The sequence below is a fragment of the Janthinobacterium sp. TND4EL3 genome (assembly GCF_900156175.1).
Taxonomy (GTDB): Bacteria; Pseudomonadota; Gammaproteobacteria; order Burkholderiales; family Burkholderiaceae_D; genus Janthinobacterium.
The window spans coordinates 34,815-50,168 of the sequence record NZ_FTMV01000003.1; the positions used below are offsets into that span (position 1 = coordinate 34,815).

Here is a 15,354-nt window from a genome sequence, read left to right on the forward strand (position 1 = left end):
CATGGGGGCCGAACACCTGGCCTTTTATGGAAAAGTAATGAAGAACGAGAAATTAACAACCGATGAATATGACGCGCTGGAGCAAGTTGCACGCGGCATCAAGACCGAGCGCCCCAGCGCTTGCGTTGCCCGCAATGCCAAGCGCCTGTCCGGGCTGAAGCTGCTCAGCTACGCCCGCGATGGCCGTCTGTCCATCACCGAAAAAGCGCAGCAACTGCTGTTCCTGCGCCGCTGCATCATGGGGCTGCGCGCCGTGGCGACCGATCCGCTGACCAAGCTGGACACGGACGTGGCCTATTTCCTGGGCAAGAAAGCCCATATCGTGGCGCGCGCCGAGGGCGAGGGCCACGACATTTCCGACAAGGGCCGCGAATCGCTGGCCGACATCGACACCCTGGGCCTGTAAGGCCTGCAACCGGCCCCTGGGGCCGGTTTTCACATCCCCCATGCATTTTTAAACCATTCCCTTTGGAGAACACTTTGGACAGCGCGATGAACTGGTCGGCCCACGAACTGACGATGACGGTCCTGATGACGCCCGATATGGCCAACTTTTCCGGCAACGTGCACGGCGGCACCATCCTGAAATACCTCGACAGCGTCGCCTACGCCTGCGCCAGCCGCTATTCGGGCAGCTATGTGGTGACCCTGTCCGTGGACCAGGTGATGTTTTTGCAGCCTATCCACGTGGGCGAGCTGGTGACCTTCCTCGCCTCGATCAATTACACGGGCACGACGTCGATGGAAGTGGGCATCCGCGTGGTGACGGAAAACATCCAGCAGCGCCTGGTGCGCCACGCCAACAGCTGCTATTTCACGATGGTGGCCGTGGACGCCAACCGCAAGCCGGTGGCCGTGCCGCCGCTGGTGCTCGAGACGCCGGAACAGCAGCAGCGCTTCGAGCAGGCCAAGCTGCGCAAGCTGTCGCGCCAGAAGGTGTCGAAGAAGTAAATGCGCCGGACATGAAAAAACGGCCACCAGAGCGATCTGGTGGCCGTTTTTTTATTGTCTGCCGCCTGCCGGCGGCAGGGCGCCGTGATTAACGGTCGCCGTAGCTGCGGCGTGCGCCGTCGGTGCTGCGCGGGTTGGAACCCTTGTAGCCGCCGCCGGTGCTCGGTGCGCCGTCCTTGCGTGGAGCGCCCGGCTTGCTGAACGTGCGTTGGCCTGGCTTCGCGCCGCCACGGTTGTCGCCTGGTTTCCAGCCGCCTGGACGGGCGCTCGAACGTGGCGCCGATGCCGTTTTCTTCGGCTCGAAACCTTCGATGACATTGACCGGGATCAATTGCTTGGTGAAGCGCTCGATGCGCTTGACGTTCATGCCTTCAGCGTGGTTCACCAGCGAGATGGCCAGGCCATTGCGGCCAGCGCGGCCGGTACGGCCGATGCGGTGGACGTAGTCTTCCGGGAACTTCGGCAGATCGTAGTTGAACACGTGGGTGATCGTCGGCACGTCGATGCCGCGGGCGGCAACGTCGGTGGCAACCAGCACCTTGACCTGGCCGCGGCGCATGCCGTCCAGGGTGCGGTTGCGCGCGCCCTGATGCATGTCGCCGTGCAAGGCGGCAGCCGAGAAACCGGCGATGTTCAGGCGGTCGGCGATGGTGTCGGCGTCACGCTTGGTGGCGGTAAACACAACAGCCTGGTCCAGCGATTCGTCGCGCAGCAGGTGGTCCAGCAGGCGGTTCTTGTGCGACAGGTCGTCGACGAAGTGCACGCGCTGGGTGATGTTTTCATGCTTGTTGCTCGAACTTGCCACCTGGATGACCAGCGGGTTTTTCGTGATGCGGCGCGCCATGTTGCCAACCACGCCGTCCAGCGTTGCCGAGAACAGCATGGTCTGGCGGCCTTCCGGCGTCGCTTCGACGATTTTTTCGATGTCGTCGATGAAACCCATGTCCAGCATGCGGTCGGCTTCGTCCAGCACCAGGATTTCCAGTTGCGAGAAGTCGATCTTGCCCGAATCCATGTGGTCGATCAGGCGGCCAGGGGTGGCGACCAGGATCTCGGGATTCTTGGCCAGCAATTGCATCTGTTTAGGGTAAGGCATGCCGCCCAGGATCGACACAGCCTTGATGCGGCGGATGCCGGTGCTGTACTTGTCGGTGTTGGTGGTCACTTGCAGGGCCAGTTCGCGCGTTGGCGTCAGCACCAGCATTTTTGGCTGGGCAGCCTTGAAGCGTGGACGCTCGCCGCGGGCGCGCGATGCCTGCATTTCCTGGTTCGGCGTCTTGCCGGCGGCGCTTTGTTCGGCGCTGGCCAGTTTGTGCAGCGACGGCAGCATGAATGCTGCCGTCTTGCCCGAACCGGTCTGCGACGAGACCAGCAGGTCACGGCCTTCGATCGCGGCTGGAATCGCTTGCGACTGTACCGCGGTTGGCGCGGTGTAGCCCGATTCGGTCAGAGCGGCGAGGATGGACGGATGCAGGCCTAAGGATTCAAATGTCATTCTTTTCTTTCGTAAAAATCAGCGTTCTTGCAAAAAGCAGAACGCAAAATAGCAACGCCAACCAAAACGAAATGACTCAACTAAAAAGAAATTTCGGCACAAAAGCTTTGCGCCGGGACGGTGTCAGGTGCGACACACAAGGCGGGAGGGCTTTATAAGCGGCATCCTGTGGATGCGCTAAGGCTTGCGAAGCTGCTAAGTTTGTAATTGCATGTTACTGCGGTGTTGCCATCGCTTCACGGGAACATATTGCAGCGCACAACGACACTATACCGTATTTGTCGCCGTTTTGCACGGCCTAAATGGGGAGAAACCGGGAAGTAACGCCACTGCTACCACGTTTTGTCGGTGTTTCCTATCTGAAATCAGTATAAATACGTAGGTTTCGTCCGTTTAGTTGAGCATGGCCACGATGTCGGCGGGGAGCGGCGGCGCCTGTTGCGTTTCCCTGGCCAGATTGATTTGCCGGGTGACCTGCGCCAGTTCGATCAGGCTGCGTTCCAGCCGATACGTTCCCTTGGCATGCAGCCACGCCAGCACGTCGGCCAGGTGCCAGATGGTGGCGCTGCCCTCATGCACGGGCACGGGGAAGCTGTGGCGGTGCTTGTTCATCAGCTTGTGCAGGTTTTGCCGGGACAGGCCCAGTACCTGCGCCACGTCCGTCAGGCCCACGAAGTCGGGCGCTGCCTCGACCAGCACGGCCTCGGGCACGATGGCCTTGACGTCGGCCAGGGCGCTGAGCAGCGCAGCGTTGGCATTGCTGGCCTCGCGCGTGAATTCCAGCGCCAGGCGTCCCGCTTGCCCGATGCCGGCCAGGGCGTCGTCGCAGCCGCCGCCGCCCAGGCGCTCGGCCAGCGCGTCGAGGTCGGTTTCGTGGTCGGGCAGGCGGTACTTGAGCGTAAAGATGTAATCCATGATGGCTATCCCTTGCGTTGCATGCAGTCGTGCATCAGCTTATTGACAGTGCAGTTATCGACCACCCGACGGATCGCCCGCGCGTGGTTGCCGGGATTTTTCGGCGTGCTCCAGATGCAGGCGATGCAGAATTCGCCGCAGCGGCAGCCGCCGTTATTGTAGGGACAATGTATCTTGCCCCAGGCATGGCTGCCGCCCGTTTCCACGCGCCAGCCCTGGCTTTCCGCGTGGTGCAGCGCCGCTTCGATTTCCTTCTTCGGATGCGGGGAGCGCGCCATGCGATGCCTCCAATGTAGGTCGATAATTCACGGTTGTCAAGTGACAACCGAAAAATATCGGCCATCACCGCCTTACTCTACTTCGGGATTGACGGCCATCACTTGCGAAAAACCGCCATCGACGTAGGTAATCTCGCCCGTGATGCCCGAAGCCAGGTCGGACAGCAGGAAGGCGGCCGTGTTGCCCACTTCCTCGATGGTGACGTTGCGCCGCAGCGGGGCGTGCTCGGCCACGAAGCCCAGCAGTTTGCTGAAATCCTTGATGCCGGAGGCGGCCAGGGTCTTGATGGGGCCGGCCGAGATGCCGTTGGCGCGGATGCCGCGCGGGCCCAGCGATTCGGCCAGGTAGCGCACCGACGCTTCCAGCGACGCCTTGGCCAGGCCCATGGTGTTGTAATAGGGCACGGCGCGCACGGCGCCCAGATAGGTCAGGGTCAGGACCGAGGCCCCCGGATGCAGCAGGGGCAGGGCAGCCTTGGTCATGGCGGGAAAGCTGTAGGCGGAAATGTCGTGCGCGATGCGGAAGCTCTCGCGCGACAGGCCGTCGAGGAAGTCGCCGGCGATGGCTTCGCGCGGGGCAAAACCGATGGCGTGCACGAGGCCATCCAGATGGTCCCAGTGCTGGGCCAGGTCGCGGAAGGCGGCCGCGATCTGCTCGTCGTTGCCGACGTCGCAGTCGAACACCAGCTCGCTGTCGAATTCCGCCGCAAATTCCGTGATGCGCTCCTTGAAGCGCTCGCCCACGTAGGTGAAGGCGAGGGTGGCGCCTTCGCGGCGGCACGCCTTGGCGATGCCATAGGCGATGGAGCGGTTCGACAGCAAGCCCGTGATGAGGATTTTTTTGCCTTGCAAGAAAGCCATGATGACTCCTGTCTGGGGTGGTGGTCGGGCGGATGTGCAACCGGCCGCGACAGCAAAGCTGTGGCGGCCGGTGGAAATCAGATGTCAGGTGGTTTGCGACGCCTAACAACGCCTGACAGAACCGTAGCGAGCGGAAGTGAGGCTCGGCGCCCCCGTTGGCCTGCGATGCTCACCGTACTTTTAGTACGGTGAGCATCGCAGGCGGCAAATCACGACGCGCAGTAGGTTATGTCAGGTGTACTCAATGGCGCGCTTTTGCCCGGTTGTTGCCGCCGCCGCGCTGGATGCGCGGTTTCACCAGGGAAATTGGCGCCGTTTGCGCCTTGCCGCCCTTGGCGGCGCGGCGCAACGCCTTGGCGGCACGTTCCGGACGGTCCGCTTCCAGCAGCATGGTGGCGCTGTCGGCGATTTCCTGGGTGATGTCCTTGTTCATCGTGGCCGATGTCTTCGGCACGAGGATGGTGGAGCCGGCGCGCAGGCTGGTGCGCTGGGGAATATTGTTCGCCTGGCGCAGCACGTCGGCCGTGGTGCCGAATTTCGACGCCAGGGTTTCGATGCGTTCGCGCGCGTTGGTGATCTTGTGCGTCGTCCAGCTCGACAAGGCATGGCCCCATTGCGCCAGGTTGGTGGTGAATTTGGCGGCGTTTTCCTGCGGCAACAAAATCTTCGTTTTTTCGCCGCCGATGATGACGGGGCGGTTAAATTGCGGATTCAGGGCCTTGAATTCATCCATCGACAGTTCGGCCAGCTGGGCGGCGACGGTGATGTCGATGTCGCTGGTCTTGTCGATGGCCGTGAAATACGGCTGGTTGTCGACCACGGGCAGGGTCAGGCCGTACTGGGACGGATTGGCGATGATGTTTTTGACCGCTTGCAGTTTCGGCACGTAGTTGCGCGTCTCGGCCGGCATCAGGTCGGCCAGGCTTTCGAAGTCGGTCGGCTTGCCCAGCGCCTGGTTTTTCTTGATGGCGCGCTGCACCGAGCCTTCGCCCCAGTTGTAGGCGGCCAGGGCCAGTTGCCAGTCGCCAAACATGTCATACAGGCGCTGCAGATACGTCAGGGCCGCGTCGGTCGAGGCCAGCACGCCGCGGCGCTCGTCCTTGAACATGTTTTGCTTGAGGTTGAAATCGCGCCCCGTGGCGGGCACGAATTGCCACATGCCGGCCGCGTTGGCGCTGGAAAACGCTTGCGGGTTGAAGGCGGATTCGATAAACGGCAGCAAGGCCAGTTCCGTCGGCATGCCGCGCTTTTCCAGTTCCTGCACCACGTGGAAGATGTAGCGCGAGGCGCGCGCCGTCGTGCGGGCGATGTAGTCGGGGCGGGTGGCGTACCAGTTGACGTGGTTGGTGACGAGCTGGTTGTTAATGTCGGGAATCGCATAGCCGCTGCGGATGCGGCCCCAGACGTCGGCTTCGCGCAGCGGATCGGAACTGTCGCTGAGGTTTTTCAGCAGGCGGTCGGTCTTTTGCAGGCGGTTGTCGAGGGTGGGGAGTTTGGCCGTGACCTGGGCGGCCATCGGGATCAGGGCGGGCGTGGCGGCGGCGACTGGCGCGTTATCGCTCTCAACACCGGCTTCGTACGCCTGGCTGAGGGCGGGCGCAAGCGCCAGGGCCAACGCCGCCAGGACGGTAGATTTAAAGGAGTTTTCGTGCATAGTGTTCCATTGTTGTCGTCGGAGAAACATCGGACAGACCCATGATTAAGCAGGGAGTGTACGTATATCCACATGCCGGAGTCAAGAATTATGTCAGCATGATGACAGGAAATAAGCGGCAATAAGTCAGAAACGGCTGAGCTTCCCTTCGCTGGCGGTAGCATTATTGCAAATTTAATTTGCCCGATGCGTGTTTCGGCCGCTGTTATAGCATACATGCCCCCGTGTCTGGCGCAAGGCTGGCGCACGCCAAGTATGAGACTGCGCAAAGAGTGCGTACAATTTGGCTTTGGCCGGCCATTCGGCTGCCGGCCGCCTTATTGATAGAGAGTCAAGTATATGAACACCCCGCCGCGCCACGACGACGATAACGCCGTCATCATCGCCAATACCGTTGCCTGGCTGGAAAAGGCCGTGATCGGCCTGAACCTGTGCCCGTTCGCCAAGGCCGTGCACGTCAAGAAACAGATCCGCTACGTGGTGTGCGAATCGAGCAATCCGGAAGATCTGCTGGCGCTGCTGATGGACGAGCTGCAAACCCTGGCCGACACGGACCCGGAGCAGATCGACACGACCCTGCTGATCCACCCGTACACGCTGAACGATTTCCTCGACTATAACGAGTTCCTCGACGTGGCCGACGCGGCCGTGGAAGACATGCACCTGGCCGGCGAGCTGCAGGTGGCCAGTTTCCACCCGCATTATCAATTCGCCGAGACGTTCGAGGACGACATCAGCAACTACACGAACCGCTCGCCGTACCCGACCCTGCACCTGCTGCGCGAAGACAGCATCGAGCGCGCCGTCGAGGCCTTCCCGGAAGCGTCCGAGATTTTCGACAAGAATATTGCTACTTTGGAAGCACTGGGTGTCGAAGGCTGGGAAAAGCTCGGCGTGCCGAAGGTTTCCTGATGGCTGACAAGGAATTGCCGCCGCGTCCAGACACGCCCTGCGTGGCCGTGTGCTCGACGACCTTCGACGAAATCTGCCGCGGCTGCGGCCGCACCGTGGTGGAAGTGGCCCACTGGGTGTCGATGACGGACGAGGAGAAGGAAGTGGTGTGGGTGCGCATCCTGGCGCAGGGGTATCCGCGCCGGAATACTTAATGGCGACGCAATAGAGCAGTATCCCCTATTGCGTCGACGCTTGAGCAAATCGTAACGAGCGGCGATGATGTGTGGCTAAGAAGCGCAGCCGTACTCAAGTACGGCGAGCATCGCAGGCCGCACAGCGCGCCGCGCAGTAGATTTGCTTATGCGTCTCAGTAACTGCCGATAAAATCCTTCTTGCCGACTTCGATGCCATTGTGGCGCAGGATGTCGTAGGCCGTCGTCGCGTGGAAGAAGAAGTGCGGCAGCGCGTAGTGGAACAGATACGTCTGGCCCGTGAAGTGCTTGGTCTTTTCGCCGCTGCCGGTGGTGATGGCGCGCGTTTCGCTGCCGTCGATGTCCGCTTGCGGCAGGCTTTCCAGGAAGGCGATGGTTTTCACGATGCGCGCCTTCAGTTCAGCAAAGCTCTGTTCGCTGTCTTCATACGGGGGCACGGCCACGCCGGCCAGGCGCGCGCCGCAGCCCTTGGCAAAGTCGGTGGCGATCTGGATCTGGCGCACGAAGGGCAGCATGTCCGGGAACAGGCGGAACTGCAGCAGGGCGTTCGGGTCGATTTTCTTGTCTTGCGCGTGCGTTTCCGCCTTGTCCAGGATGGCGGCCAGGCTGCCCAGGATCTGTTTGAAGACGGGGATCGATGCGGAATAGATGGAGAAGGTCATGGTGGTTCCTCTAGGTGAAGTGGCGCGATGATAGCAAGCGGCGCGGTTTTCTGCTGGCGCTCGATGGCTGCGCCGGGGGGCGTGTGGTTTTTCAAGCCTGTGTATATGACATGAAGTAGCTGCCGGCGCGTGTTTATTGGTGACTTTCCCCGCTTTTTGCATGCATAATTGCTTCTGAAAAAGTTTCTTCCCGCCCCGTCCACCCTGATTCCCCCGTAAAGTTCGATGATCGCTCGCCTGATCCCTGTTGCCGTGTCCCTGCATGTCTAATTCACTCTATCAACGCCTGCGTGCCAGCCTGAGCGCCCTGTATGGCTCGTCGATCTATGGCGCGCTGCTGCTGGTGGTTTTCGGCGGCCTGGTCCTTCCTGCCATCATCGGCAGCTACCTGCTCGTGGGCGTGCATGAACGCCAGTCGGCGCGCACCAGCCTGAACGAGGCCTTGCAGCGCAATGCCGACATCCTCGCGCTGGGCATGCAGGAGTCGCTGTGGAACATGAATGCGGAATCGGCACACTCGCTGGTCGAATCCGTGATGCGCGACCGCGCCGTGCTGCTGGTGAAGGTGCTGGGGCAGGGGGATACCGAATTCATCAGCCTGCGGGCGCCGCAGCGGCCCGTGGGGAATGTGTACCGCACCGGGCGCGACATCCTCGTGCGCGGCGAACGCATCGGCCACGTCGTCGTCGAGATGGATGATGCGCGCAGCCAGCAGGAGTTGCGCGAAAAGCAGGTCGCTTACATTTTCGTGCTGGGCGCGCAGCTGGCCGTGTCGATGGCGCTGATCGTGCTGTTCCTGAACCGCCGCCTGCTCAAGCCGCTGCGCCGCCTGATGCGTTTTTCCGACCGCCTGTCGCACGGCGATTTCGACACGCGCCTCGATTCGGGCAGCAATGACGAGCTGGGCCGGCTGACCGCCCAGCTGGAACAGATGCGCGCGGCCATCCGCCAGCTGTTCGAGGACGTGGGCCAGCGCGAGGAGCGCTTCCGCACCATCGTCACGCAGGTGCCGGGCGCCGTCTTCCGCTACCGGCCCGACGGCCCCATCGACTTCGTCAGCGATGCCATCGAAGAGATCGCCGGCTATTCGGCGCGCCAGTTCATGCGCGGCAGCACGCATGCGTGGGCCGACCTGATCTGCCCGGAAGACCGCCGCGAACACCGCCGCGCCGTCAAGCAGGCCGTGCTCGAGGTGCGGCCATATGCGCTGGAATACCGCATCATCGACGCCCTCGGCACCGAACGCTGGGTGGCGGAGAATGGCCAGCCGCAGGCGGGCGGGCAGGGCGTGACCTGGGTCGACGGCATCATCGCCGACATCAGCCAGCGCAAGCACCACGAAATGCGCATCGAGGCGCTGCTGACCGAGCAGAGCGCGATTCTCGACAACGTCATGTTCGGCGTGATGTTCGTGCGCCACCGCCGCATCGTTTCCGTGAACCGCCGCTGCGAGGAGCTGTTCGGCTATGATCCAGGTCAAATGATGGGCAGTTCGACCGCCATCGTCTTCACTTCCTCGTATGATTTCGAGGAGGCGGGCGAGCGCCAGTACCCGGCCCTGGCGGCCGGCGGCGATTTCAGCGAAGAGCGCCAGTACCAGCGCCGCGACGGCAGCCTGTTCTGGGCGCTGGTGAGCGGCTGCGCCCTCGATCCGCAGCGCGCCAACGAAGGCAGCATCTGGGTGTATGCAGACATCACGGCGCGCAAGGAGGCGGAGGAAAAGCTGCGCCTGTCGGCCACCGTGCTCGAACACATCGCCGACGGCGTGATGGTGGTCGACGCGAAAGGCATCATCGTCACCGTCAACCCGGCGTTTACGCAGATCACCGGTTACACCGAAGCGGAGGCGCTGGGCCGGCATTCATCGCTGAACCGCTCGGCGCGCCACGACGCGGCGTTCTACCAGGCCCTGTGGGACGAGCTGATCGCCAGCGGCTTCTGGCGCGGCGAAGTCTGGCACCAGCGCAAGAACGGTGAAGTCTACCTCGAGTGGCTGACCATCAGCGCCGTGCGCGACACGCGCGCCGTCACCACCCATTACGTAGGCGTGTTCAGCGACATCACCCTGATCAAGGAGTCGCAGGAAAAGCTCGACCACATGGCGCACCACGACCCGCTGACGGCGCTGCCGAACCGCCTGCTGTTCCACGACCGCCTGCAGCACGCGCTGCTGCGCGCCGCGCGCGACCAGGAGCAGCTGGCCGTGCTGTTCATCGACCTGGACCGCTTCAAGAACGTCAACGACACCCTGGGCCACCATGTGGGCGATGAACTGCTGCAAAAGGTGGCCGGGCAGCTGTCGGCGCGCCTGCGCGAAGGCGACACCCTGGCGCGCCTGGGCGGCGATGAATTCATCGTGTTGCTCGAAGGCATAGACGGCGAGTATGGCGCGACGCAGGTGGCCGAAAAGCTGATGACCATGTTCGACCAGCCGTTCACGGTGGCCGGCCACGAATTGTTCGTCACCTGCAGCGTGGGCATCAGCCTGTATCCGGACGATGCGCTGGACTTGAACATGCTGATCCGCAATGCCGACGTGGCCATGTACCAGGCCAAGGCGCGCGGGCGCAACGGCTACCGCTTCTATGCGCCGTCGATGACGGGCGAGGGCGTCGAGCGCCTGCGTCTGGAAACCTTTTTGCGCCGCTCGCTGGAAAAGAACGAGATGTTCCTCAATTACCAGCCGCAGGTGGAAATCGACACGGGCCGTCTGGTGGGCGTCGAGGCGCTCGTGCGCTGGAACCATCCGGAACTGGGCCTGGTCCCGCCGGCCCGCTTCATCCCGCTGGCCGAGGACAGCGGCTTCATCAACCAGCTCGGCAAATGGGTGCTCGACGAGGCGTGCCGCCAGATGATGCGCTGGCAGGCGCAGGGCTTGCATGTGCCGAAGATGGCCGTGAATCTGTCCGTGAAACAGTTCGAGCGGGGCAGCATTGCCGGCATGGTGGCCGATATCTTGCAGGAAACGGGCCTGGAGCCGCAGCGGCTGCAGCTGGAAGTGACGGAATCGGTGATCATGAACACGGGCGACGCCCTGGGTTTCATCAACGACTTGCACGCCATCGGCGTGGGCCTGGCCATCGACGACTTCGGCACCGGCTATTCCTCGCTGGCCTATTTGAAGCAATTGCCCGTGCAGACGCTGAAGATCGACCGCTCCTTCATCAAGGATATCTCGACGGACGTCAACGACGAAGCGATCGCCATTGCCATCATCCAGCTGGGCAAGAGCATGCAATTGTCCGTCATCGCCGAAGGCGTGGAGACGGAAGAGCAGGCGGCCTTCCTGCTGCGCCACGGCTGCAAGCTGGCGCAAGGCTATTTTTATAGCCGTCCGGTGCTGGCACAGGATATGCTGGAGCGCTGGAGCGATCATTAACCAAATAGAGGGTATGCCATGGCCGGAGAAAAAAATACGTCGCGCCGCCGTTTCCTGCTCGGCGGCCTCGGCCTCGGCGTGGCCGGCGTGGGTGCCCTGGTGCTGGGCTGGGGCGTGCTGCCGCCGCGCCAGCGCCTGAACGGCAGTGCGCCGCTGGCCGTGCCCGGCGGCGCCGTGGCCCTGAACGGCTGGCTGGCCATCCAGGCCGACGGCACGGTGCTGCTGGCCATGCCGCGCAGCGAGATGGGGCAGGGCGTGCACACGGCCCTGCCCATGCTGGTGGCCGAGGAGCTCGACGTGCCTTTGAGCAGCGTCAAGCTGATCCAGGCGCCCATGGATAAAATCTTCGGCAATGTGGCCATGCTCAAGGATAGCCTGCCCTTCCACCCGGACGACCAGGGCCGCGTCAAAGCGCTGGCGCAGTGGACGGTGGCCAAGGCCGCGCGCGAGCTGGGCGTGGTCGTCACGGGCGGCTCGTCGAGCGTGAAGGATGGCTGGGGCCCCATGCGCGAGGCGGGCGCCTGCGCGCGCGCCATGCTGCTGCAAGCCGCCGCCGCGCAGTGGCAGGTGCCGGCCGCGCAATGCCGTACGGAGAATGGCGAAGTCAAGCACCCGGACGGGCGGCGCGCCACTTACGCCAGCCTGGCGCAGCGCGCCGCCGCCATCGATCCCGGCGCGCCCGTGCTGAAACTGCCCAAGGATTTCAAACTGATCGGCCAGCCGGCGCCGCGCCGCGACACGCCGTCGAAAGTCAATGGCAGCGCGCGTTTCGGCATCGATGCGCGCCCGCCCGGCATGCTGTACGCGGCCCTGCAGCTGCCGCCGCGTCTCGGCGATACCGTTGCTTCGTTCGACGCGGCGAGCGTGCTGGCGCTGCCCGGCGTGCAGAAGGTGGCGGACCTGACGGCGGCGCTGGGCCAGCGCGGTGTCTCCTGCGTGGCCGTCGTGGCCGACACGTACTGGCGCGCGAAGACGGCCGCCGCCGCCCTGGCCGTGCAGTGGACGGCGGGGCCGCAGGCGGGCTTGTCCAGCGACGCCGTGTATGCCGATTTTTCTCGCCTGCTCGATGGCGACGCCGGTTTTGCCTATTATGCCAGCGGCGAGGTCGAAGGCAAGGCGGCGCAGGCCTTGCGCAGCGTCAAGGCCGAGTACCGCGCGCCTTTCCTCGCCCACGCGGCCATGGAACCCGTCAACTGCACCGCGCAGGTGAAAAATGGCAAGGTGATGCTGTGGGTCTCCACGCAGGCGCCCGGCATCGCCGTCGACGTGGCGGCGAAGGTGGCCGGCGTCGATGCGCAGGACGTGGCCATCGACGTGCTGCTGCTCGGCGGCGGTTTCGGCCGCCGCCTGGAAGTGGACATGATTGCGCAAGCCGTGGCCATCGCCCTGCAGTGCCATGGCGCGCCCGTGCAACTGGTGTGGACGCGCGAGCAGGACACGCAGCACGATATGTACCGTCCCGCCGCGTTGGCCCGCTTTGCGGCCCGCCTCGACGAGCATGGCCGCATCGCGTCCTGGGACAACAAATCCGTCAGCGCTTCCATCACGCACCAGTTTTTGCGGCGCAATTTCGGCCTGCCCGGCGCGGGCCCGGACAAGACCACGGCCGAAGGTGAATTCGACATGCCGTATGAAATCGCCAACCAGCGCATCGCCCACGTGATCGCCGACAGTGCCGTGCCGGTCGGCTACTGGCGCTCGGTCGGGCATTCGCACAACGCATTCTTCAAGGAAAGTTTTATCGATGAGCTGGCGCACGCGGCGGGGCAGGACGGCATCGCCTTCCGCCGCGCCATGCTGGTGCAGCATCCGCGCCACCTGGCTGTGCTCGACGCGGCCGTCAGCAAGGCGGGCACTGCGCCACCGGGCCATGCGCACGGCGTGGCCCTGCACCAGTCGTTCGGCAGCATCGTCGCGCAAGTGGCGCAGGTATCGGTGGAAAACGGCGAGATCCGCGTGCAGCGCGTCGTTTGCGCCATCGATTGCGGCATCGCCGTCAATCCGAACATCATCGCCCAGCAGATGGAGTCGGCCGTGCTGTTCGGCCTGTCGGCGGCGCTGGGCGGCGAAATCACCTTCAAGGATGGCAAAGTCGAGCAGAGCAACTTCCACGACTATCCCGTGCTGCGCATGGGGCAAACGCCCGAGGTGGAAACCATCATCATCGCCAGCGCGGAACACCCCGAAGGCGTGGGCGAGCCGGGCACGCCGCCGATTGCGCCGGCCGTGGCCAACGCCGTCTTCAGCTTGACGGGAAAACGGCTGCGCAGCCTGCCGCTGCGCCTGGGGTAAAGTTTATTAAGAACACCTAACAAAACCGTAGCGAGCGGCAGTGAGTTGTGGCTGAGAAGCGGAGCTGTGCGGATGCACGGTGAGCATCGGAGGCCGCAAATCGCGACGCGCAGTAGGTTTTGTCGGGTGTTCTAGGCCAGGGTGGCGGCCAGCAAGTTGCGCAGATTGCAGTCGCGCTGCCAGTCGCGCCGCTCCTGCGTGCTGGTGGCCAGCGCCGCCAGTTCGGCCGCGCTGAGCGCCTGCTGCGCCTGCACCATGCGGTGCGCCAGGCCGCCGTCGGGCAGCACGGTGCCGAAGAAGGCGACCTGGTCTTCGCGCTGGATCAGCAGGGTGGGGAAGTTGTCGATGTCGAGGTCGCCCACCACATCGGCCTGGTCTTCGATGTCGATCCAGACGAAGAGCGTGTCCGGGTGGCGCGCGGCCAGTTCCTCGAACGTGGCGCGGTAACTGCCGCAGGTGCCGCACCACAGCGCGCACAGGCAGGCCACGGTCCAGCGGGGGCCGGCCAGGGCTGCCGCGATGTCGGCGCGGTTATCGGTCGTAAGGGTCAGGCTGTGCATGGCTGTCGATATCAGTAGGGCGGATGGGCGCGGGGCGCCCGATGCGCGTATTCTACCGCGCCCGGCCAGCGCAGTCCCGAGAATGCATGAGCTTGTTTGCCCGTGTTTTTTGATGTAACTCACCTTTCTAGTGGATAATGCTGGTAATTGCGCGCTGATTACGCTGGTCCATGCTGTTTCCTGGCCCCGCAGCCTGACTCCTCCAGTCTGTTTTCACGCCCTGCCCGGTGTCAGCGCTCCCGCCTTTGTTTATTTTTATTATGGAATTAGCCAGCTTATGTTGAGTTACCGCCACGCCTTTCACGCGGGTAATCACGCCGATGTGTTGAAACATTATGTGCAGATTCAGTTGTTGCAATATCTGAATCAAAAAGATACCGCCTATAGTTATATCGATACCCATTCCGGCGCGGGCGTATATGCGCTCGACGGCGGTTATGCGTCGAAAAATGCCGAGTACGAAACGGGCATCGCGCCCCTGTGGGATCGCACGGACTGGCCCGCTTCGCTGGCCGACTACATGAAGCTGATCAAGGAAATGAATCCGAGCGGCAAGATGCGCTACTACCCGGGTTCGCCGTACTGCGCCGACAAGGTCAGCCGCGAGCAAGACCGCCTGCGCCTGTTCGAGCTGCATCCTGCCGACGCCAAGATTCTGGCTGATAACTTCCGCAAGGTCGAGGCGCATGCGCTGGCCCAGGGCGAGCGTCCCACCGTGCGCGGCAAGCGCGTCATCATCACCAAGGCCGACGGCTTCCAGAGCCTGAAGGCCCTGCTGCCGCCGCCATCGCGCCGCGCGCTGGTGCTGATCGACCCGCCGTACGAAGACAAGATGGATTACCGCAAGGTCAAGGACACCCTGGCCGACGCGCTCGTGCGCTTCCCGTCGGGCATGTACGCCGTCTGGTACCCGGTGCTGCAGCGCATGGAATCGCGCCAGTTTGCCGACAAGCTCAAGCAGCTGCCCAGTTCGGACTGGCTGCACGTGACCCTGACCGTCAACACGCCGTCGCCGGACGGTTTTGGCTTGCACAGCAGCGGCATGTTCATCTTGAACCCGCCGTACACGCTGGAGCCGATGTTGCGCGAAGTCATGCCGTACCTGGTGAAGGTATTGGGCCGCGACGATGGCGCGAAGTTCGTATTGGAAACGGGCAAGGGCGGACAGAAGAATACGGGCACGAGAAGGGTGTAGTCATGC

General features: G+C 63.3%; 14 protein-coding genes. 7 read left to right on the forward strand and 7 right to left on the reverse strand.

The window, feature by feature from the left end; genetic code table 11:
• Window positions 1–37: 37 nt before the first annotated feature.
• Both BXA07_RS06075 and BXA07_RS06080 read left to right on the forward strand, forming a co-directional pair.
• Entirely contained in the window at window positions 38–406 is a 369-nt protein-coding gene (locus tag BXA07_RS06075; protein ID WP_034749696.1) for a hypothetical protein, read from the forward strand.
• An 86-nt stretch (window positions 407–492) separates the two neighbouring features.
• Window positions 493–951 carry an acyl-CoA thioesterase gene (locus BXA07_RS06080; protein WP_076567113.1) on the forward strand — a complete coding sequence of 153 codons (459 nt, stop codon included), beginning with the start codon at window positions 493–495 and terminating at the stop codon, window positions 949–951.
• Between the two features lie 88 nt (window positions 952–1,039).
• On the opposite strand, the gene BXA07_RS06085 is transcribed toward BXA07_RS06080, so the two are convergent.
• The 5 genes from BXA07_RS06085 to BXA07_RS06105 form a co-directional block, all read right to left on the reverse strand.
• Window positions 1,040–2,446, reverse strand: a complete 1,407-nt coding sequence (locus BXA07_RS06085) for a DEAD/DEAH box helicase (RefSeq protein ID WP_076566600.1) — start codon at window positions 2,444–2,446, stop codon at window positions 1,040–1,042.
• A gap of 393 nt (window positions 2,447–2,839) precedes the next feature.
• Window positions 2,840–3,361, reverse strand: coding sequence for a helix-turn-helix transcriptional regulator (locus tag BXA07_RS06090; protein ID WP_076566602.1), 522 nt, complete (start codon window positions 3,359–3,361; stop codon window positions 2,840–2,842).
• 5 nt (window positions 3,362–3,366) lie between these two features.
• On the reverse strand, window positions 3,367–3,639 hold the full coding sequence (locus tag BXA07_RS06095; protein ID WP_076566604.1) for a hypothetical protein: 273 nt from the start codon (window positions 3,637–3,639) through the stop codon (window positions 3,367–3,369).
• Between the two features lie 72 nt (window positions 3,640–3,711).
• Complete coding sequence (gene fabI / locus BXA07_RS06100; protein ID WP_076566606.1) at window positions 3,712–4,500, reverse strand: enoyl-ACP reductase FabI; 789 nt, start codon at window positions 4,498–4,500, stop codon at window positions 3,712–3,714.
• 241 nt (window positions 4,501–4,741) lie between these two features.
• Window positions 4,742–6,154 (reverse strand): transglycosylase SLT domain-containing protein, encoded by a 1,413-nt coding sequence (locus BXA07_RS06105; protein ID WP_076566608.1) that lies wholly within the window; start codon window positions 6,152–6,154, stop codon window positions 4,742–4,744.
• A 339-nt stretch (window positions 6,155–6,493) separates the two neighbouring features.
• Between BXA07_RS06105 and BXA07_RS06110 the strand changes: the two genes are divergently transcribed.
• Complete coding sequence (locus BXA07_RS06110) at window positions 6,494–7,066, forward strand: DUF1415 domain-containing protein (protein WP_076566610.1); 573 nt, start codon at window positions 6,494–6,496, stop codon at window positions 7,064–7,066.
• The gene (locus BXA07_RS06115) at window positions 7,066–7,260 is read left to right on the forward strand and encodes a DUF1289 domain-containing protein (RefSeq protein ID WP_034749680.1); all 195 of its coding nucleotides are present in this window, start codon (window positions 7,066–7,068) and stop codon (window positions 7,258–7,260) included. The genes BXA07_RS06110 and BXA07_RS06115 overlap by 1 nt, the downstream gene beginning before the upstream one ends.
• Window positions 7,261–7,415: 155 nt before the next feature.
• Here BXA07_RS06115 and BXA07_RS06120 read toward each other — a convergent pair whose 3' ends face one another.
• The gene (locus tag BXA07_RS06120; RefSeq protein ID WP_034779265.1) at window positions 7,416–7,922 is read right to left on the reverse strand and encodes a DUF1993 domain-containing protein; all 507 of its coding nucleotides are present in this window, start codon (window positions 7,920–7,922) and stop codon (window positions 7,416–7,418) included.
• A gap of 262 nt (window positions 7,923–8,184) precedes the next feature.
• Between BXA07_RS06120 and BXA07_RS06125 the strand changes: the two genes are divergently transcribed.
• Complete coding sequence (locus BXA07_RS06125) at window positions 8,185–11,301, forward strand: EAL domain-containing protein (RefSeq protein ID WP_076566612.1); 3,117 nt, start codon at window positions 8,185–8,187, stop codon at window positions 11,299–11,301.
• Window positions 11,302–11,319: 18 nt separating this feature from the next.
• Window positions 11,320–13,593 (forward strand): xanthine dehydrogenase family protein molybdopterin-binding subunit, encoded by a 2,274-nt coding sequence (locus BXA07_RS06130; protein ID WP_076566613.1) that lies wholly within the window; start codon window positions 11,320–11,322, stop codon window positions 13,591–13,593.
• Window positions 13,594–13,724: 131 nt separating this feature from the next.
• Here the strand turns inward: BXA07_RS06130 and BXA07_RS06135 are convergent, their stop codons facing one another.
• Window positions 13,725–14,153 (reverse strand): thioredoxin family protein, encoded by a 429-nt coding sequence (locus BXA07_RS06135; RefSeq protein ID WP_076566615.1) that lies wholly within the window; start codon window positions 14,151–14,153, stop codon window positions 13,725–13,727.
• A 277-nt stretch (window positions 14,154–14,430) separates the two neighbouring features.
• On the opposite strand from BXA07_RS06135, the gene rlmJ reads away from it, so the two are divergent.
• Window positions 14,431–15,348 carry a 23S rRNA (adenine(2030)-N(6))-methyltransferase RlmJ gene (gene rlmJ / locus BXA07_RS06140; RefSeq protein ID WP_076566617.1) on the forward strand — a complete coding sequence of 306 codons (918 nt, stop codon included), beginning with the start codon at window positions 14,431–14,433 and terminating at the stop codon, window positions 15,346–15,348.
• Window positions 15,349–15,354: the final 6 nt, after the last annotated feature.